The 20,387-nt window shown below is 51.7% G+C and carries 13 protein-coding genes; 8 read left to right on the top strand and 5 right to left on the bottom strand.

Annotated elements, in window-relative coordinates:
• Positions 1-61 precede the first annotated feature (61 nt).
• On the bottom strand, positions 62-3,184 hold the full coding sequence (locus IX84_RS20230) for a WD40/YVTN/BNR-like repeat-containing protein (protein ID WP_044225409.1): 3,123 nt from the start codon (positions 3,182-3,184) through the stop codon (positions 62-64).
• A 29-nt stretch (positions 3,185-3,213) separates the two neighbouring features.
• A complete protein-coding gene (locus IX84_RS20225; RefSeq protein WP_044225018.1) occupies positions 3,214-4,362 on the bottom strand; it encodes an alkaline phosphatase in 1,149 nt (382 codons plus the stop codon).
• A gap of 191 nt (positions 4,363-4,553) precedes the next feature.
• Here IX84_RS20225 and IX84_RS20220 point away from each other — a divergent pair, with 191 nt between their 5' ends.
• Positions 4,554-5,636, top strand: coding sequence for a hypothetical protein (locus IX84_RS20220; RefSeq protein WP_152605162.1), 1,083 nt, complete (start codon positions 4,554-4,556; stop codon positions 5,634-5,636).
• On the opposite strand, the gene IX84_RS20215 is transcribed toward IX84_RS20220, so the two are convergent.
• Positions 5,626-6,432, bottom strand: a complete 807-nt coding sequence (locus tag IX84_RS20215; protein WP_044225014.1) for an MOSC domain-containing protein — start codon at positions 6,430-6,432, stop codon at positions 5,626-5,628. The two genes, IX84_RS20220 and IX84_RS20215, sit on opposite strands and share 11 nt — an antisense overlap.
• Positions 6,433-6,665: 233 nt before the next feature.
• Between IX84_RS20215 and IX84_RS20210 the strand changes: the two genes are divergently transcribed.
• Positions 6,666-8,906: an OmpA family protein gene (locus IX84_RS20210; protein WP_044225012.1), complete on the top strand. Its 2,241-nt coding sequence runs from the start codon at positions 6,666-6,668 to the stop codon at positions 8,904-8,906.
• Between the two features lie 64 nt (positions 8,907-8,970).
• Here the strand turns inward: IX84_RS20210 and IX84_RS20205 are convergent, their stop codons facing one another.
• Positions 8,971-11,733: a phosphoenolpyruvate carboxylase gene (locus IX84_RS20205; RefSeq protein WP_044225011.1), complete on the bottom strand. Its 2,763-nt coding sequence runs from the start codon at positions 11,731-11,733 to the stop codon at positions 8,971-8,973.
• A gap of 180 nt (positions 11,734-11,913) precedes the next feature.
• Between IX84_RS20205 and IX84_RS20200 the strand changes: the two genes are divergently transcribed.
• From IX84_RS20200 to IX84_RS20170, 6 genes are all read left to right on the top strand, one after another.
• Complete coding sequence (locus tag IX84_RS20200; protein ID WP_044225009.1) at positions 11,914-12,789, top strand: hypothetical protein; 876 nt, start codon at positions 11,914-11,916, stop codon at positions 12,787-12,789.
• Between the two features lie 366 nt (positions 12,790-13,155).
• Entirely contained in the window at positions 13,156-14,370 is a 1,215-nt protein-coding gene (locus IX84_RS20195) for a DUF4230 domain-containing protein (RefSeq protein WP_044225007.1), read from the top strand.
• A complete protein-coding gene (locus IX84_RS20190) occupies positions 14,370-14,966 on the top strand; it encodes a methyltransferase domain-containing protein (RefSeq protein ID WP_044225004.1) in 597 nt (198 codons plus the stop codon). The genes IX84_RS20195 and IX84_RS20190 overlap by 1 nt, the downstream gene beginning before the upstream one ends.
• Before the next feature lie 101 nt (positions 14,967-15,067).
• Complete coding sequence (locus IX84_RS20185) at positions 15,068-15,751, top strand: response regulator transcription factor (RefSeq protein ID WP_044225001.1); 684 nt, start codon at positions 15,068-15,070, stop codon at positions 15,749-15,751.
• A gap of 212 nt (positions 15,752-15,963) precedes the next feature.
• Positions 15,964-17,775, top strand: coding sequence for a LysM peptidoglycan-binding domain-containing protein (locus IX84_RS20175; RefSeq protein ID WP_044224997.1), 1,812 nt, complete (start codon positions 15,964-15,966; stop codon positions 17,773-17,775).
• A gap of 131 nt (positions 17,776-17,906) precedes the next feature.
• Positions 17,907-19,019, top strand: coding sequence for a CNNM domain-containing protein (locus IX84_RS20170; RefSeq protein ID WP_202965277.1), 1,113 nt, complete (start codon positions 17,907-17,909; stop codon positions 19,017-19,019).
• A gap of 38 nt (positions 19,020-19,057) precedes the next feature.
• On the opposite strand, the gene IX84_RS20165 is transcribed toward IX84_RS20170, so the two are convergent.
• Positions 19,058-20,314: a GNAT family N-acetyltransferase gene (locus tag IX84_RS20165; RefSeq protein WP_081968862.1), complete on the bottom strand. Its 1,257-nt coding sequence runs from the start codon at positions 20,312-20,314 to the stop codon at positions 19,058-19,060.
• Positions 20,315-20,387 lie beyond the last annotated feature (73 nt).

The raw sequence follows: 20,387 nt of genomic DNA, 5'->3' as shown, positions 1-20,387 counted from the left end.
TCCACGCCTTTTTATTTTGAAAATATATCTTAAAACCAAATAAAAGGGCCTGGCAAATTCTTTAATCGCTTTCCTTTAGCATGATAACGTCCACAGCCCGGGCCTTTACCGCTTTGTTGAACGCTGGAATTGCTTTTTCCCTCAAGGCGTAAAATCGGTCCAGCTGTTCATCGATCTGCCGGGCCAGAGTTTCCTTTACTTGCCGGTCCTGTTCGGTAGGTGGGAAACTCCCCGAACCAACCAGCGCATTGATGTGCGCCAGCTTGTTGGTCAGTTTAATGGGAAAGTTCAGCGGGTCCTGACGGCTCCGGTTTTTGGTTTGGTACAAAGCCGTCTCCACTTCTGTCATTACAGAATCTATAGCTTCTGCCTCCATGAGCAGGCCCTTATATTCCTCCTGCCCTTTCCAACGCTGCATAAACGGCTGCATTTGCTTGCGCACTTCCCGGATATCCGTGATCGCCTGATGTGCCTCAGAGACTTTTTCATTGACCGATTGCATAAAGTCAAAGCGGGCCTGAAGGTCACTGATGGTGGAAGAAATGCGTGGGTCTTTTTTCAATTGCCAGGGCTGCTCCAGGGTGTCCTGAGGCGTCATCAGCCTGACCGTATAGTACCCGGGCACCGCTTCCGGGCCACTAAGCCCTGCCCACCACAGAATCATACCTTCTACTTCTTTGGCTTTGGGGTAACGCAAGTCCCAGTTGAAGGTGTTGGCACCGGCTTCCACCTCCAGTTTATCCTCTTTGTCTTTGGCATCTGTGGAGAAAGTGCGGATGTGCTTACCAGACTCCTCATAAAAAGCCAGAGCTACTGTTTGAGAATCGGTCACCACTGTTTCCGGAAGGAAGAAATGCACCGTTACGCCTCCGGGATGATTGGTGCCGGCGGTTTTCAGGTTTTTGCGCTGCCCGCCATCCATCAGATAGCTGTCTATGGGTTGGAAAAGATGAGCCGTTGCCGTATCCATATCCGGCCTGAGTTGGTGCAGGGGCGTCAGGTCATCGATCATCCAAAGGCTGCGGCCCTGTGTGGCAGCAATTAAATTTTGCTCCTTTACAGCGAGGTCCGTGATGGGCACAACAGGCAGGTTGAGCTGAAAGGGTGCCCAGGAACCGCCATTATCAAAAGAAAGGTACATGCCGCTTTCGGTCCCGGCGTAAAGTAACCCCTCCCGGTCCGGATCTGCCCGGACGACCCGGGTGAAGTGCTCCTCCGCTATGCCATCTACGATGAGCCGCCAGTTGTTGCCATAATCCGTTACGTGGTACAGGTAAGGCTGATAATCGCCCAGCTTATAACGGGTGCCGGCTATAAAGGCGGCTCCAGAGTTGAAGGGATCGGGGTCGATACTGTTGACCATAAGCCATTCCGGGAAATCCCCTGGGGTGATGTTGTCCCAGTTTTCGCCGCCATCACGGGACAAGTGCACCAGGCCATCATCTGAGCCCGTCCAAATGAGCCCCCGCTCGTAGGGTGATTCAGTGGCAGCAAAAATGGTGCAGTAATACTCCACGCCTGTATTATCTTTGGTGATAGGCCCTCCTGAGGGGCCCAGCTTGGTGGAATCGTTACGGGTCAGGTCCGGGCTGATCACAGCCCAGCTTTGCCCGCCATTGGTACTGACGTGCAGGTGGTTGGATGCCGCGTAGAGTTTCTCCGGGTTATGGGGCGAGAAGAACAATGGGAAGTTCCACTGGAACCGGTATTTCATGCCTTCTGCACCATAGCCCATCGGGTTATCCGGCCAGACGTTGACCGCCCGGCGCTCTCCGGTGCGATGATTCTTCATGGTCAGGTAGCCGCCATAGCTGCCGCCGTAGACGATTTCGTTATCGGTTGGGTCCACTGCAATATGCGCGCTTTCTCCACCTGCTGTAGATTCCCAGTCAGACTCGCCTATGCTGCTGCCATCCGTGCGGTGGCGGATGCGGATGGTCGAATTGTCCTGCTGTGCAGCATAGATGCGGTAGGGAAAGTCATTATCGGTCGTAATCCGGTAAAACTGTGCGGTAGGTTGATTGTGGTATGTTGTCCAGTTTTCGCCCCCGTCAAAAGTCACCTGCGCACCGCCATCATCGCCAATAATCATACGGTCAGGATCTTCGGGAGCAATCCATAAATCGTGGTGGTCGCCATGAGGTGCAGCGTAAGCCTTGAAAGTACGTCCGCCATCCTTGGATTTATGGTAGCGGACATTCATCACATACACTACGTCCTCGTCCTTTGGGTCCGCGTAGATGCGGGTATAATACCAGGCCCGCTGCCGCAGGGAGCGGCTGTCGTTGATGCGCGACCAGGTTTCCCCTCCGTCTTCCGAGCGCAGCACACCGCCATCTTTGGCTTCCACCAGTGCCCATACGCGCTCTGCATTTACTGGTGACACCGCAACCCCAATAATGCCCCGCGGCCCTTCCGGGAACCCTTCCTTTTCGGAAAGGTTCTCCCAAGTCGTGCCACTGTCTGTACTTTTCCAGAGGGCAGAGCCTTCGCCACCGCTCTCCAGGCTGTAGGGTGTGCGCCGGATACGCCAGGTAGACGCATAAACCACTCGGGGATTGGTAGGGTCAAGCAAAAGGTCTACTGCCCCGGCATCTGCATTCGCAAAAAGGATGCGCTCCCAGGTATCCCCACCGTCCGTGGTACGGTATACCCCCCGCTCCTCTGCGCTTTTAAACAGGTCGCCCATCACTGCCGCGTAGGCAATATCCGGATTGCGGGGATGAATGCGGATGCGACCGATGTGGCGGGATTTTTCAAGGCCTTTCTGTTCCCAGGTTTTGCCACCGTCTACGCTTTTCCAAATCCCGTAGCCAAAGGAAACGTTGCCGCGCACGGTTTTTTCTCCTCCGCCCACGTAGATCACATTAGGGTCGTAGGTGCTGACCGCTACCGCGCCAACGGAACCGCCAAAGTAGCCATCGGAAATATTTTCCCAGGTCTGCCCACCGTCTTTGGTCTTCCAAACCCCGCCGCCGGTGCTTCCAAAGTAAAACAAATTGGGCTGCCCGGGCACGCCTGTCACGGCACAGCTCCGCCCGCCCCGAAATGGCCCGATGTTGCGCCATTCCAGCCCATCGTAAAGTTCAGGGGCGAAATTTGAGGTAGATTGAGCACAAAGCTCAGAAGATAATGCTGGTAGCAAGAGTACTGCCAGAAGAAGAAGTTCCTTTAGAAAGTTCATGGTCAATGAATTAGGGTACAGGAGTACAATCATTTGCCCTCGACTACCGTCTTTTGCGGTAAGCCCAGCGCCTGTCTCATCTTATAATAGATTTCCGTATTTTCATAAATGCCATCAAAAAGCTCAGCACCTGGACCGTAAGCAAAAACAGGCACCATAGCGGCAGTGTGGCCATTGGTGGTAAAGCTTGCATTGATGGACTCAAAAGAGGACCCTGGATTGAGTGCCATGCCACCAGACTCATGATCTGCCGTAACAATAACAAGCGTTTCCCTGTCCCGCCTTGCGAAATTCAGGGCTTCCTTCACTGCCCGGTCGAAATCTTTGGTTTCTTCAATCACCAGCCCTCCGTCATTGGAGTGGCCACCCCAGTCTATCATGGAGCCCTCTGCCATCAAAAAGAAACCGGTATTACTGCGCCGCCCCAGGAAACTGGCGCCCATGGACACCGCTCTTGGGAGGTAGTCCCGCCCGGCTGCTTTCGTAAGCGGGTGCTTATCAGCTGCAAAATAACAAAAACGGCTCATCGGGCTGGGCACAAGGTCTTTCAGCTCATGCTCCAGATAACTGGTCACATAGTAGCTGTTGCCCTCCATCTCCCGGATGAGATCCCGTTCGTCTTTTTCGCGCCGGTCGAAGTAACGCTTTCCTCCACCAACCAGATAATCGACACCGGAAGCTGCAAGGTCTTCGGCAATTTCTTCATAAAACACCCGGATGGGCTGATGCGCAGCAAAAGCAGCCGAAGTAGCATGCACGATGGTTGCAGTCGCTACAAGTCCGGTAGCATAGCCCTGCCCCTGCAGCTCTTCCAGAATCGTTTCGCAAGCTGCCGAATCTGCTGTCAGCCCAATCGCGCCGTTGTAGGTTTTCACACCGCAGGCAAAAGCCGTTGCGCCGGCAGCAGAATCCGTAATTAAATCGTTTGCTGAATAAGTTTTTTGAAAGCCGATATGGGTGAACTGTTCCAGGTTGAGGCTGTTATCATTAGCGTATAAAGCAGCTGAGATATGCCCCAGCCCCATACCATCGCCAATCAGAAAAATGATATTCCGGGCAGTGGCATTCTCCGGTGGGGGTAATTGCTGCACCCGGCAGGACTCCAACAGTGCAAAAAGGGCTAACCACAGCCCCAGATAATAGACAGGCGCAAAATTAATATTTTGTCGTTTTTTCATACTTTGTCAATCCATAGTCCCTTTTCCAACCTTAATCAAATTATACACCAACTGTTCCAATCAAACAATTGATTATTCTGTTAACATAGAATTAATCGGGCAATAGTGGAATTTTATTTGGAACCACTGTAGCTTTGCCCCGTTAATATAGAAAACAGAACGCCATTTTTTCACTCAACCGAAAACGAACTATGATGAATCGGCTTTTGTCCACTTTAATGGCGATAATCGGGCTCAGCACATTAGGTTTTGCTCAAGATAAGCAAACTATTTTTGATGCCCTGTATTCATCGGAAATATTAGAGGTCACCATTGAGACAGACCTCTCCTACCTTATAGATAATCGCAAAAAAGACGATTACCAGCATGCTATTTTCTCCTTTGAGAATGCTGAGGGCAGGTTGGAGCAACATGATATGAAGCTCAAGCCCCGCGGTAAATTTCGTCGGAACGTTTGCGATTTCCCGCCCATTAAGCTCAACTTTTCCAAAGACCGGCTGATGGAGCGCGGCTATATTGCAGAGTATGACAAGCTCAAACTCGTCACACATTGTATGGACGACAAGTTTGCCTCCAGAGAGAACGTTGCACGGGAATACCTGGCTTACCGTCTCTACAACATCATCTCTGACAAAAGCTACCGGGTACAATTGGTCCGTATCGACTATATCGACAGCAAGGACCGGATCAGCAGGATCAGGCGCTATGGGTTTATTCTTGAAGACACCGATGAAATGGCGCACCGTGCCGGCGGCAAGGAGTGCGAAGAGTGCATCAATGTCCCAGCCGATGAGCTTGCCCAAAAGGAAGAGCACATTATGTCTGTGTTTCAGTACATGATTGGCAATGCGGACTACAATACCGGCATGATGCGCAACGTCAAAATGGTCCGCCCCTATACTGGCACCGGCGTAATCCCGGTACCTTATGATTTCGATTTCGCAGGTTTTGTTGACCCGTCTTATGCCATCCCAAATTCAGATTACGGGCTCGTTTCCGTGAAGCAACGGGTTTTCCTGGGCAATAAGGTAGACAGTGCCCTCTTGTCCTCTACGCTACAGCACTTCCTGTTCAAGCGCATGGAGATGGAGCGGGAGATCGACAACTTTAAGCTGCTTGACCGGCAGAACCGGACCGAAGTGCTTCGGTACCTTGATACATTTTACAAAGAAGCGGAAAACATCCTGAGTGGCTCCCCACTGCGGGAAACGCTTCAAAAACAAGCGCTCCGGGACAATGAAAAAGGCAAAGGTACGAATGAAGTCAGGCGCTAATTTGGTCTCCAAGCCGGATTAGTGCAGTGCCCTGCTCTTCACCTAAAGTAGCATGCAGCCCAAAATTCACCCCCTGCGCATCACGACGGTACGTTGCCAGTGTTGCCAGGGGCTCCTGATATACGGCTGCTGTGGTTTGGTCTGTATTGATCACCTTGCACCGGGTGCATTTACGAATACCTCTTAAGGGCACGCCTGAGATGGTGAAGGATGACCATTCGTCTTCCTCGTAGGCAGCGCCTCCGGTGAAAACCAGGTTGGGCCGGAAACGGTCCATGGGCACTGGGTCTGCGAGATGGCTGTTCAGGTCCTGCAAGGCCGCTTCACCGGTGATGAGCAAGGGGCAGCTATCGGCAAAAAGAGTGGACTCCCCGGGGCGGCCGTACTTTTCAGCAAGCGGTCGGGCATTCGGCAGCGGCAGGTAAACCAACCGGCAAAAAGTCCCGAGCTGATCACTAAGCCACTCGTTGACTTCTTCGCGGCAAAGCTTCGCTTTAACGCTGTCTTCCCAAACCTGAACCGGAACATCAATATCCTGCTCCGGCCCGCTTAGTGGAGTAACCATATAATCATCCCGGTCCCGGCGGTGCGCTAAAACCAACTCCCCCTCCCGTAAAACCGGCTGTATCAAAGCCATCTTTGGGACTTTGCGCTGAGTAATAAACATGCCCTTCATGTCAACCACCATCCACTGACGGTCATAGGCCAGTCCGCGCGGGCCAACAGCAGACTCGCTGAGCTGCACCCCTCCCAGGCTTTTAACCGGGTATATATAAATTCCACTAATTTGTTTCATGCCTTCTTATTCGCCCTTTGTTTTTGCAACCAAATGTAGAAGAATTCGTACAATTGTTTGGATATAATGATTTACAATTCAGGACTACCACTGTAAATGCAGATATCTAACCCGGACAAGATAATCTTTTCCACTGCCTTCAGATAATCGTCTGGCTGGAAAAGGTTTTAGGACACATGGGCATGCTTTAGATTTTCGCCTGCCCGGACAACAACCGATTTAACACAATTGCTATGAAATTTTGGCCCCTCGTTGCGGTATTTTTACTATCCCTGCCTTGCCTGTATGGGCAAAGTTCCCGCCTAAGCAAAGCTGATTCCTATTTTTCGGAAGGCAAACTGGAAGCTGCCATCCCTCTGTACCATCAGGTACTGCAACGGCAGGATGTGCCTCAGGCGAAAATCAATCTGGCAGAAGCTTACTATGGCATTGGAGACTACCACACTGCAGCCAACTGGTTCGCATTAGTGATGCCCATGGAAGAATGCCAGCCGGTGCATCAGCTCAAATATGGTTATGCGCTATTGCACAGTGGCAAATGTGACGCTGCCATCCGGTGGTTCAACATCTATCTGGAACAACGCCCCTTTGACCCCCGTAAACCAGACCTGCTCAATGCCTGCGACAAATATCAATCGCTACAAAATAAGTCAAAAGGGCAGGTAGAGATTGTCCATTTGCCTTTCAATACGCCCAGTAATGACTTTTCGCCCGTCCTTTATCGGGAGGGGCTGGTATTCACAAGCGACCGCTACCAAATGGAGGGGCAGCACCTGGCGCATTTATACCAGGTCACCCTCACCACAGCGGACAGCATGGTTTATGGAATGCCCAGACCTTTTGACGTTGAGACACCTCAAAACCTGCACGAGGGCCCGGCCACCTTCAATGCCAGCGGTAACGAAATCTTTTTCACACGCACCCGCCCTGAGAGCCAGGCGCGCAAAAAACTGGAGATCCGGACCGGCCGCCTGCTGCCACAGGGAACCTGGAGTGCGCTCTATCCGCTGACTTTCTGTAGTGATGAATATGCGGTGGCTTTCCCGGCGCTCAGCCCGGAAGGTGACCGGCTGTTTTTCGCTTCGGATATGCCGGGGGGGTACGGCGGTATCGATATTTACGTAAGTGTGCGTATTAATGGAGCCTGGGGCCGCCCGATTAATCTGGGGCCGGTTATTAATACTCCGGGCGATGAACTGTACCCCTATGTCAGCCCCGCTGGGGATTTATACTTTTCTTCCAATGGCCTGCTGGGATTAGGCATGATGGATTTATTTGTGACCCGCGAAAGTAAAGACGGTACCTGGCAGCGCCCGGAAAACCTTGGCGCGCCATTCAACTCAGCAGCCGATGACTTCGGGATTGCCATGATGGATGCCTCTGAAAGTGGCTATTTTACCTCCAACCGACAGGGTGGCGCAGGGGGAGACGACATCTACTTCTTCCGGCGGAGCGGCCGGATTGCTGCGATTGACGTACTTGATCTTACCAACGGTATGCCTATACCCCATGCCGAATTACTTGACACTCAAAACGGTGACACCCTGCAAACTAATGCAAGTGGCCGTATCGTGCTCCGGGTCCCATCCTGCACCACCCTTACCGGCTGGCAGGAAGGCTTTTTTCCAAAATCGCTTGATATTTGCCCGGATGACGTACCAAACGGTGCAGACACCCTATTCCTGGCCATCGCTTTACAACCAGATATACCGCAAACCCTTAAAGGGGTGGTATTTGACCGGACTTCCGGCCGGCCACTGGAAAGCGTAAAAATCAAACTGGAATCAGAAGGCACCTGTGCTTCTTCCGATCTTGTTTATGCCAATGAGCAGGGACGGTTTACCCTGGAATTGCAAAACGAGTGCTGCTACAACATTACCGCTACGCTCGAAGGCTACGAGCACGTCACACAGCAGTCTGTCTGCGCCACCGGCCCCAACCGGGAGCAGTATATCAATCTGTTTTTGCAGCCCCGGAGCAATGCTATGCCGGTCTCCTCTCCTGCTGACTCAACAAACTACCCGGAAAGTCCGGATAACAGAGGCAATGAACAAAGCAGAACCGACTTATTCGAAGACTTTGAGCCCAGCCGCCCAAGCAGCAGGGATACCTCTACTGTCATGGCTTACAAACTCAATGTCTACTATGATGTTGGCCGCTCAAGTGTACAGCCCGGCTCAGTCAGTGAATTGCTCAAGCTCCGTGACCTGCTGCTCAAAAACCCCAGCCTGGTTGTCGAAATCTCTTCTCACACCGATTCGAATGGCAATGCTGTAGCAAACGAAGAACTCAGTCAGCGCCGGGCTAATGCCATCGTCCGCTATCTGACGAGCGAAGGCATAGACCAGGCCCGCATGATCCCTGTAGGTTACGGGGAGGCTTTGCTGACCAATGATTGTACAGATGGTGTGGACTGTCCGGAATGGATGCACCAGGAAAACAGACGTACAGAATTCAGAATCATCCGGCAGTAAATAAGACCCCGGAATCCGAAAGCCCGCTAAGCTCATAGCATGCCTTGGATTCCGGGCTTGGCGGTTAACCTGTGGTGCCAATAGCACCGGCAATAGCGTTGATGGTCAGCATCAGTTCCATTTGCGTGTGAGCTGCTTGTTTTGCCCCCCTCGCTTTTTCTGCCCGCCAACGCTCCAGCAGTGCAATTTGATGGCGGTGAAGTGGCTGAAGCACAACGGAGCGCATCTCATTGGAACGGGCACGGCGGGGGTGACGGGATTCGTAATCGCCCCCCAGCAATTGATCCAGTTGCTGCCGGACCAGCGATAGCTCCTGCCGGAACATTTTGAGGAAACGTTCCCGAATCGCCTCGTCTTCCACCAGTGCTGCGTAAGCAGCCATGATGCTTTCATCCACTTCTCCGACGCTGTTGTCTACATTTTGCAGGACATATTTGAGGAAAGGCTCATCCTCGCATTGTGCTTTCAATGCCGTATAAGCCTCCGGTTTTTCCTTTTCCAATGACTGCAGGGCGGTACCCAGCCCGTACCAGCTCGTCATATGGTAACGAGACTGCCCCCATGCAAAAACCCAGGGGATGGCCCTTAAATCTGCCAATGTGCTCGCCCCGGTCCGCTTAGCCGGACGGGAGCCGATTTTACTGGATTCGATGGCATCGATAGGAGTTGCCTGCCGGAAAAAAGGGATAAAACCATCAGTATGAAGCAAAGCCGCATAGTGCTCCCGACTGTCCTGTGCCAGGCGCTCCAGGATGGCCTCCATCGGATGCCCTTCACAAGGTTCCTGCCGGTCCAGTACCGTACGGGCAAAGGTGCCGGCCACTAGTAACTCCAGGTTATAGGCGGCGTTGAGTTTGTAGGCATACTTCTGGGCAATGGTCTCTCCCTGTTCGGTAAGGCGTATGCGGCTGTTCAGCGTACCACAGGGTAAAGCATTAAGGAAAGCGGCTGTTGGCCCTGACCCCCGGCTGATAGACCCGCCTTTGCCGTGAAAAAACAGGATATCAACCCCCATGTCCGCGCCAGCGCGGGAGAGCCGTTGCTGTGCCTTGTATAAGTACCACTGACTAGCCATGATGCCCCCGTCTTTATTGCTGTCGCTGTAGCCCACCATAACTTGCTGACGGGGTTTTTCCCAGTGGCGGGTCTTCATGAGGTAGCGCATGGAGCGGGCTGTAAAAGGGTGCTCCAGAAAATTGCGCAGAATTTCCGGTCCCCGCTCTAAATCATCTACGGTCTCCAGCAGGGGCACTACCGGCACTGTACAAACCAGGCCTTCCTCGGTCATTTCAGTCAGCCCGGCTTCCCGGGCAAGCAGATAGACCACCAGCAAATCAGAGACTGAACGGGTCATGCTGACAATAAAGGACCCCAGGCAGTTGATGCCATATTTTTCGGTATGCGACTTTAGGGTGCGATAACATTCCGCCACTGCACGGGCGTTGTCTTCAAGCACCGCATCAGGATGGGTAAATGGCCGGGCGGACTCCAGCTCCCGGCTGAGGAACTCCAGGCGCTTCTGTTCTGACCAGCTGCCAAAATCCGTATCCGGCACCAATGCCGCTTTGAGGAGCTGAGACACTGCCTGATCATGAAAAGCGCTGTTTTGGCGGATATCTAATGCTGCCAGGTGAAAGCCGAGGGTTTCCACCACCCGCTTCACCACCACCACTTCGCGGTAAGCAACTGTGGTGGCACCGTGGGCATCCAAGGCCCGCTGCAGCATCGTCAAGTCTTTCACCAGATCTTCACTGTGGAAATAACAACCCGGGCGCTCGGACAACTGAACGGCGTGGCCCCGTTGTGTGTCCACAGGCAGCTTCACCAGCATAAGGTTGGCCATTTGCCGGAAAGCCTCACCCTTATTGCGGTCCAGGGCTTCCTCACCGGTTTGTTCACCTAACTCTTCCACCATTTCCCGGATGCGCTCCTGGGCTTCGGGGATTAGCTCCTCGATCTGACAAGCAAAGCTTAGGTGCCGGACCAGGCGCGCCAGTTTGCGGCGTATGGCTACGAAAGCATTCAGGCGAAGGCGCAGTAAAGTGTGTTGCGTTACGTCCGCAGTGACCAGAGGGTGCCCGTCGCGGTCACCTCCCACCCAGTCCCCAAAGGAGATTTTCGGGTAGGCGTGAGCCCTGGCCAGAGTGCCGGAGGCAATCCCAAAGGACTCGCCCGCCTTTTCCAGCCTGCGGTCCAGGATTTGAATCAAATCCGGGAAGACTTCCAGCAGGTAGTGCATCACATTCCGGAGTTCTGAGGTGACATCTGGTTTTTCCAGATAAATTTCGCCTGTTTTCCAAAGGCGGTACAAATTTTCCTTGATCTCCAGGTTTAGCTCCTCCCGCTCCCGGGCATTGTACATCTGGTTTTCGCGCTGTACCAGCAAGAGGTAAAGCTCCCGGTGGTGTTCCAGTACAGTAGTCCGCTTAGCTTCCGTAGGGTGAGCGGTCAGCACCGGCTCCACCGAAATTTGCCGCAAAGCTCTGAGGGCTTCCTCCTTTGAAACGCCGGCCTCCTGCAGACGGCGGAAAGCTTCCACCCAAAGCCCGGGCTCCGGATCTCCGGATTCGTCTTCCGCCCGGCGCCGGTGCTGAACAGCCGTATTGATTTCCGCCATGCTCATCAATTGAAAAACCAGAGAGTACAATTGCAGATGGCGGGTGGTAAGTTCATCCGGCACACCCGCCTGACCGATCCACGGAATCTGCTCTGCGAGCTGGGCTTCCCCGCTCTCCTTGAGCACATCCTGCAAAAGCTGCAATAAATGCTGCAAGTCCTGATAGGTCTTTTTAAAATGCTGTTGGGCGTTAGCCAGGAGGGTCTCCATATTATCGCTGTTTTGTTTGTTTCTTAGTTGTCCCAAATATCTTCAATCTTCTCCTGGGATCAAAGAATTCCTACTATATTAGATAGGCTAGCTATCTGGTTTTTACAACGGGCAAATACGTCCTGGTCAATATAATACCTATCTTTGAGCATCACTTCATCCCGAAAATTCAAAAATCTGATGAAACAATTGTTTTATTTCCTGGCCTTGGCAATAGCCGCAATGCTTGCCTCCTGCTCCAGCAATGAAGAGGAACTCTGGATTGAGGCCAACGGCAGCGGGCGGTACGAGTCCACTATGGACCTGAGCGGTATTTACCCTTTTATACTCATGGGGCTCAACAGTGAGCCGGAGGAAGAAGGTGAAGAAAAAGACCCCTTCACAAAGATGATGGAAGGTTTATTGCAGTCCGAGTCCGTTGATACACTGATCCGTTTCTCTGATATGGTCGCGCGGGAGCTTGAAAAAGAGGGGAAGAATCTGGATATGCTGCTGGATAGCCTTGAGTCTGTTGACATCAATGAAGCCGGCATTACGGAGGCCGAGAAAGAAGCAAATCTTAAGCTATTCAGAGAGATGACAAATATCCAGCTGCGCATGCAGGTCAAAAAATCTGAGTCTTTATTCAAAATCACCACCATCAACACCTTTGACGACATTGCCGAATTTAAACAGGGAGGTAATTTTATGGAGACGATGATGGGCATGGACGATTATGCAGCTATGGGCGGACAAAGCGAAATGATGGAAGATGTACTGGGCGCCCAAACGCAATTTGCGCTGTCTGGCAAAACCCTGAACGTTTCCCGCCGCGGCCAGGACATGAGCGACATGAGCGAAGAAGACAAGCAGCAATTGCAGATGGTGGAGGGCATGCTCGGCGACGAGCCTTACCGCCTGACGATCCACTTTCCCGGCAAGGTGAAGAAAAAGTTGAATTCCAAATATGCCACCCGTGTGGACAAGGAAACCGTAGTTATTGAGATCCCTCAGGAGGACCTCAAAAATCCGGATATGAAACTGGACCTGGGCATTAAGTTCAAGGGGCTCAAGTAGGCGCACATGCCTCAGCTTAAATCCTAACCAACCTGCCTGCCCGGCTTAACGTCCGGGCATTTGGCAGCTGTCTTAACTCTGGTAACAGGAGGCTTTCCCTGTCTCCCGGTAACCGGGGTGAGCGCATTGAGCATTTGGTTTGCGCTTGTCCTTAGGAAAACTCAAAAGTCCGGAAAGACGCTGTTACCAGAAACGTAAAGTACAGCGGCTTGGCTATTGGTAAGGTTACGGCCAGTATTCTTATCCCTTTTTCAATCGCTGCAAACCCAAGTTCCGCACATTTGTTCTCATCTTTACGTTTTTCAGATATGAAACGGCGTGACGGCGGGCAGGGCTTGCCGTCTCAAACCTGAATTGAAAACCACTATGGCCAGAAACAACGATTATCCTTCTTCAGGCAGTCGGCCACGCAATATGCTCCGTGCGCTATTGGTGATTCTTATTGTGTGTATTGTTGGCGTACTGCTGTTCCGCAAATTTGTGGCACCGCCGGGCTACACGAGCGTACCTAAGGAATATCAGGTCAACTACGTGCCTTCTGATTTCCGGATGCCCATTGATGAAGAGCGGGCGCTGTCCGTCCTTTCTGACCCGAATAACAACCGCCGGGGTTTCGATGAACTGGTGTATGAGGTCAATATGAGTATTCTGCAGCACGTGGGGCGCCGGATGAACCTCAACGATGGTGACCTTAGCCGCCTGCAGGACGAATATGAAAAACACCACCCCTACCTGAGAGAGCTTTACTTTAATGACTTCACCCAGCTACGGGATACCACCAGTCAGCTCTACGAGACCTGGTATGAAAATGAAGGCGGCAGTGCCATCGAAGCGCTGCGGGAAGTGGCCGGTAAGTATACCTGCTTCCTCGTCACCCAGGTCATCACTACACTGGTACCGGTAAAAGGACAAAGCATTTATGCCAAAGGGCAGGAAGTCAACACACCCTGTGGCGTAGCCATGCAGGAAGCCCTCAATCCCATGCTCAAACGGCTGGAAGAAAGGGCTGCTGTACAAGACTTCAGCCGCTCCCGGGGGCTATTGCAGGAAAAAGTGGAACGGGTAATTGCCGAACTCGCCACCATGGAAGTCCGCGACAAAAAAGGGCTTAACAAGAATCTGCAGACTCGTTTTCTGGGGTTCTCGGTCTCCTCTTCTGATATTGAGGTGTCAGCCATCAGTATACTTAAGGTTGGCTTTAGGCTCAATGAGTATTTTGACATAGGCCTTAATGCCAAGCAGGGGCTCGTCACCATCACGCTGCCTGAGCCAGTTATCCTTTCTCACGAGGTTTTCCCTAAAATTGACAAGCTGGATATCGGGTGGATGCGGGAAGTTCAAAGTGTGGACCTCAACAAAAACTTCGATGTGCTGCGCCGGGAATTCCGCCGGGAAGCCCTGGAAAGCGACATCATGGACGATGCCAAATCTCAGGCCATCGACCTAATGAATACGATGTTTGACCCCGTCATAAAGGGTATCAACAGCCGGTACAACCTCCGTGTGCGCTTCAAGGAAGTCGAATCCGCCTACCCCGAACCGGAAACCGATTACGCTGCCGACAACCAATACCAAGACTGATGCCAACGCTTGATGCCAATTACTGGGAGAACCGTTACCACGACCACAACACCCCATGGGACATTGGCTACCCCTCTCCCCCGCTCGTTCATTACCTTCAGCAGCACACGGAACCTGCAGACCGCATTCTGATTCCTGGTGCCGGCCATGCCTACGAAGCGGTATGGCTGCATCAGCAGGGATATCGCAATGTCTTCGTTTGCGACTGGGCTCCTTCTGCCTTTGAGATTCTGGAAGCAAAAGCTCCTGATTTCCCTAAAGCACAATTACTCGTTGAAGATTTTTTTGCGCTGGACCTTGAAGTGGACCTGATTCTCGAACAGACTTTCTTTTGTGCCATTGATCCGGGCAGGCGGGAGGACTATGCCCGGCAGGCCTGCAAATTGCTCAGACCAGGCGGTAAACTTGCCGGGCTGCTCTTTACACATCCACTGGAACGGGGTGGCCCACCCTTTGGAGGACGGGAAGCAGACTACCGCTCCTTGTTTGAAAAGTATTTTGACGTATTACAGCTTGCACCTGCTGCGGACAGCATCAAGCCCAGAGCTGGGAATGAGGTCTTTCTTGAGGTACAACGCCGGAGTCAGGGGCGTTAGAACAAACCTATTCCAATTACTCTATCTGAACTAAGTCTAAATAAATTTGTTCTGTTCACGCTTAGAGATTAATTTAGCGCAAAGACAGGACAAACAAGAGCATGAACGCTATTTCCATTGTAATCGCTGACGCACAGCACCTTATCCGGGCAGGTCTCCGCCATCTTGTATCACAGGATGGCCGCTTTCAGGTTATCGGGGAAGCGAGCGATGAGGATGACCTGCGCCAAAAGCTCTCTGCTCTTCAACCTGATGTGGTTATTCTGGACTACGATCAGGAAGGTGCCTTCTCCATATCCACCATCAACCGCCTCAAGAAGCAACACCCGAACGTGCGGATTATGGTCATGAGCGATGATGACGAAAAGGAGCGGATTTACAAAGTGCTTCAGCTTGGTGTTAATGGTTTCCTTACCAAAGGCTGCGGCGAGGAGGAAGTCTTTGATGCCATAAAAGCCACAGCAAAAGGAGAAAAGTTATTTTGCACCCGCGTGCTGGATTACCTGCTGGAGAAAAGCTTTCCGGAACAGCAACAAAAACCCGCTGAACGGGAGTCGGTCAGCTGTGGCCCCACCCCACTAAGCCCCCGCGAAATAGAGATTGTCCGGCATATCGCCCGCGGACTGATTGCCAAGGAAATAGCGAGCGAGCTCAACCTCAGCACCCACACTATTTATACCCACCGCAAGAACATCATGAAAAAGCTCAACCTCAGCAGTGCGTCAGAGCTGATCCTCTATGCCGTTGATATCGGAATTGTAGACGGCCGGCAAATCCCCTCCTAGCACAACGGACGAGCCCAAACTCTTTACCCCTCGCAGAATAGCCCTTTCCTCATAATATTCAGGGCAAGGATACCGTTAAACGTTGGGAAACAAATTGGTACGAAAACCGGAAACTTGCAATTGTTGCCGATTTCACTTACATTGAGTGCGTAAATTGACCGGTCTGTGGCCAAACAAAAAATTGGGCCGCGCCGTGAGCCAAATTTAATCATATGAGAACCACTATTCTTACGCTGTTCGCTGTGTTAGCGATCAATGCTGCTGTCTCTTCTGCTAACCTCTACATTTTGTACGATGACGCCTGCATGGACCGGCTGGAGTATGCCTATCAGAATGCAGATGATCAGTCTCCTTACATTATGTACCAGGTGAGTACAATGCCCGGGGAAAAAATCATCCTGGAGGTAGGAGCAGAAAGCCAGACGCCGCAGGACTTTATGCCGGCGCAGTTCATACGCTGCAACAACGCGGTGTTTGATGAGCAGCTGGTCAATGCCATCAACAGCAATATTGATGAGGTGCACATGGTAGTCCGCAAGGGCAGCCGCTATTTCATTTCACCGATCAACTTCGCAGCCCGACTGCTGATCAACGATAACGTGATTCTTTACGACTCCCCTAAATACCGCTTCCAGTTTGACCGCAAGCTGGGCACAATCGGTGAAAATATTGCCTATAACAACCCCAGAGCAGAAGTCTTTTTTGAAGGCAAACTGGAAAATGAGTGTTCCGGAGCTTACCTTTTCCACCAGTATGCAGAATTTGACGGCAACCCACATGCTGATATAGTGCTCGTACCGGAAGTAGGTATAGTGGAAGAGCGTAGCGGCATCAATGCCGAAGATGCCCTGAACAATACACTGCGCCTGGAGAAGGTAAATGGCAGAAAGCTGGACCGCCACCTTCGCCGCATTTGCGATGGTGATTTCACGGAGGATGAAGCTGCCCCTGCCGAAGATGCCTTCGCTTCCCGTGCTGCCCAGGGAGATTTGACGACAAAAGGTGGGACACCTGACTCCTACGGCGCGGAGGCTTACACACGCCCGCGTGACCCGCTTGCGAATGTCGATACGACACCTAGGGCGGTGGCACAAAAGCCCCAAACCCATAAAGTTCAGAAAGGAGAAACGCTCTACCGTATTGCCAAAAATTACGGCGTGACGATCGACCAGGTCAAAGCATGGAATAACAAATCCAGCAATACCATCTATCCCGGTGAAACCTTACAGGTAGCTGCCAGTACAATTGCTGCTGCACAACCTCAGGCTTTAACAGCAAAGGGAGGGCAGGCACAGTCTCTTCCTACCGCCCGCTACAGTACCAATCAGCCTGCTGCAAGCAGCAAAGCTGACAAATTCCACATTGTGCGGGCAGGTGAAACGGTAGCATCCCTTGCACTGCGTTACGGCTATACCGAAGCCCGGTTCCGTCAAATGAACGGACTGAACCCAAATGAAATGGTGAAAGTAGGGCAGCAAATCAAAATTGACCATTGCAACTGCCCGGATGACGCTCCGTCAGCTTACCAGCAGGCTCAACCGCGTATCAGCGCGATGGCTGCCCCTGCACCATCTGACAATAGTGTGCAGGCAAAAGGTCTCGTGCCTCAATCCTACAATACTACGGCACCTCGGATACCACAATCCGGCAGCCCGGAAGGAGAAACGTTCTCAAATGATCAGTTGGGCAGCCAAAGCCCGGAACAAGAGCTTCGCAACACCCCTTACTTCCTGAACCGCTCTTCCGTACAAAGCCCGCCTCCGGCCTCTTACAGCCGCGAACAGCCACCCGCCTATAACAATCCGGACTATACTGCCAGAGGAGGAAATAATCCACAGAGCTACGATACTTATGTTCCGGCACAACAGCAAAACCAGGTACGCACTGTATATATCGTAAAGGAAGGAGACTCCCTGTTCAATATTGCCCGCACCTACGGCACAAGTGTACAGCGCCTGCGGGAAATCAATAATCTGGAAAAAAACGAAGTCCTCATCCCTTATCAGCGGATTTTCTTGAACTAAAATAAGTGATGGGCTGTCGAAAAATGGGCTGTTTCTGAAAAGGAATAGCCCATTTCTATTTATCGAAGGGATGTTTACTTATTTTTGACCAAATTATCTGAATCCTATATATGCTGCTGCTATTCTTTTCAATGTCTATCCTCTTCTCCTTCCTGTGTTCCATATGGGAAGCAGTATTGCTGAGCATTACCCCCTCCTTTGTGGAGGTGACCTACAAGCAAGGTACTAAAACCGGGCAATTGCTGAAAAACTTCAAGGAAGACATTGACCGGCCTTTGTCTGCCATCCTTACCCTTAACACCATTGCCCATACCGTTGGTGCGATTGGCGTAGGCTCACAGGCAGGTAAGATGTACGGTGACCAAAATATGGTGCTTGGCAGTTTTGAGCTGCCGTTCTCAGTGGAAGCTTTCGTGGGAGCTGCCATGACCCTGGCTATCCTGATTCTTTCAGAAATTATACCTAAAACCCTCGGAGCGAACAACTGGAAGCAGCTTTCCGGCTTCACCGTTAACTCTCTTAATGTAGTGATTTTTGCGCTCTACCCATTAGTCTGGCTAAGCCAGCTGATCACCAGGTCGATGAAAAAAGATAAGAACAAAAGTGTGCTTAGCCGGGCAGACTTTTCTGCAATGGCGGAGATTGGTGAAAAGGAGGGTATTTTCCGGAGCAATGAATCCCGGATCATCCACAACCTTTTGCGCCTGAACACTATCCGCACTAAGGATGTGATGACGCCGCGCACCGTTGTCAAAGCGGCCAATCAGGAACGCACCATACAGGAATTTTATGACAAAAACGAAAAGCTGCAGTTTTCCCGGATTCCTGTTTTTGCAGAGTCTAAAGACCATATTAATGGCTTTGTACTGAAAGATGAAATCCTGAGTAACATCATTAAAAATAATGGATCAGCTCCGCTCCGGGATATTATGCGGGAGATTCTCATTATCAATGAGCAAATCCCCCTGCCCGATTTGTTCAATCAGCTTATGGAAAAGCGCGAACACATTGCCCTAGTTGTGGATGAATTCGGCGGCATGGCAGGTATCGTTACTATGGAGGACGTGATTGAAACCCTGCTTGGCATAGAAATCGTAGATGAACAGGACAACATTGAGGATATGCAATTACTGGCCCGGAAGAACTGGGAAAAGCGCGCGAAAGTCCTTGGTTTACTGGAAGAGCTGCAGGAAAACACTGTCAAAGCAAGACCTGAAGAAGAACAGGAAGGAAAGCAGGACTGAAAAGGCAGCCTGCCCTAAAACATCTTATCCTTTAGCCATTATTCTGTTCCAAAGGGATGCCGGATCCCTTCTGTTTTTTCCATTGGTGGTTGGAGAAACCCTACAATACGCGGTAGTAATGCCTGCACAATTGGGCTGCCGTGCTTTAGCCAAACCTGTTGGGGCTGCGGGTAACCACCTACCGAACTCTTGATTACTGTGGCGGTACGGCCGAGAATAATCTGCCGGCTGCCAAAATCCTCAATACCAGTCCGAATACAAGCCAACAGCATATTGAGGTACAACTGCGCAGATTCATTATAAGCTTCGTCAAAGCCCAGAAAGTGGACCTCCGCAGCTACCCCACTGCGCAGCACTGAACAGAACCCCACCAGTTCTTCCTCATCAAAATAGCCAATGACTTTGAAGGACGCTCCAAATGCTCTTTTGAGCCTTGAGAAATAACCTGGCTGCAGACGTATCAGACTGAAATCAGCCCGATCGGCAACAGCGCTGTAAAGCTCGTGCATACGCACCTTATAACGATCCAGGTCTGCCAGAGTCAGCGAACGGCAGCCCAGGCTATCCCCCTTGCGGAAAGCCCGCCGCGCCCGCACCCGGTATTTGCTGGTCATTGCTTCCAGGAAATCCTCAAGAGTATGCCAGCCCGGATCAACTTCCAGGATCATATTAGGCTCAAAATTGAAAGGTATGTAGCCCTTATTTTGAAGCCCGTCCTGCACCAGCGGACAGGCTGATGCCGGCAGGTCCTTGACCAGTATGGCCCGGGCATTTAACCGCTTTCGCAAACGCTCCAGCAAAAGCTGGACCAAATGCGACTGTTCACCTGCCTCAACTTCCGGCGAAAACGCAAATCCAAAGGGGCCTGAAACCTGTGCCGCTCCGCAAACCAGCACGCGTACGCCTATATTCATCCATGCCCAGCGTGGCAGCGCATCACCAATCCGAAAATCAATGATCTGAAGCGACATGATACCTGCAGCTATTCCCATACGCTCCAGTACGACATAGGCTATTTCCATTCCCTCAGGAAGCGTCTCCTCCCAGGCAAGAAGATAATTCCGGCTCAGAAATACCCGGCCTCCACCTGCCAGTTGATCCCATTCTGCAGGCAAATCAAGGGCAGACCGATAGAGACGGGCCTGATATGCACCGATGTCCAATACCACGGCTTGTTCTCTTATACCAGTGTATTCTTCAGCCAAACGGCTACCGCACTCCGACTGCAATAGTTGTTGGACGGTATCGTAGATCGGGCATCGGGAAGTGAGGCGCTCCATCGTTGTTTTTATCATTATGTTTCCGGGTGGTTTGCTCTTTCCCTAACGCTTTTTAAGGATTTTTAGTTGTACGCTTTAAGCAGAAGGC

Origin of the sequence: Phaeodactylibacter xiamenensis (assembly GCF_000759025.1) — a bacterium.
In the GTDB taxonomy this organism is placed as follows: Bacteria; Bacteroidota; Bacteroidia; order Chitinophagales; family Saprospiraceae; genus Phaeodactylibacter; species Phaeodactylibacter xiamenensis.
This window is presented reverse-complemented; position numbering and strand designations above follow the sequence as displayed.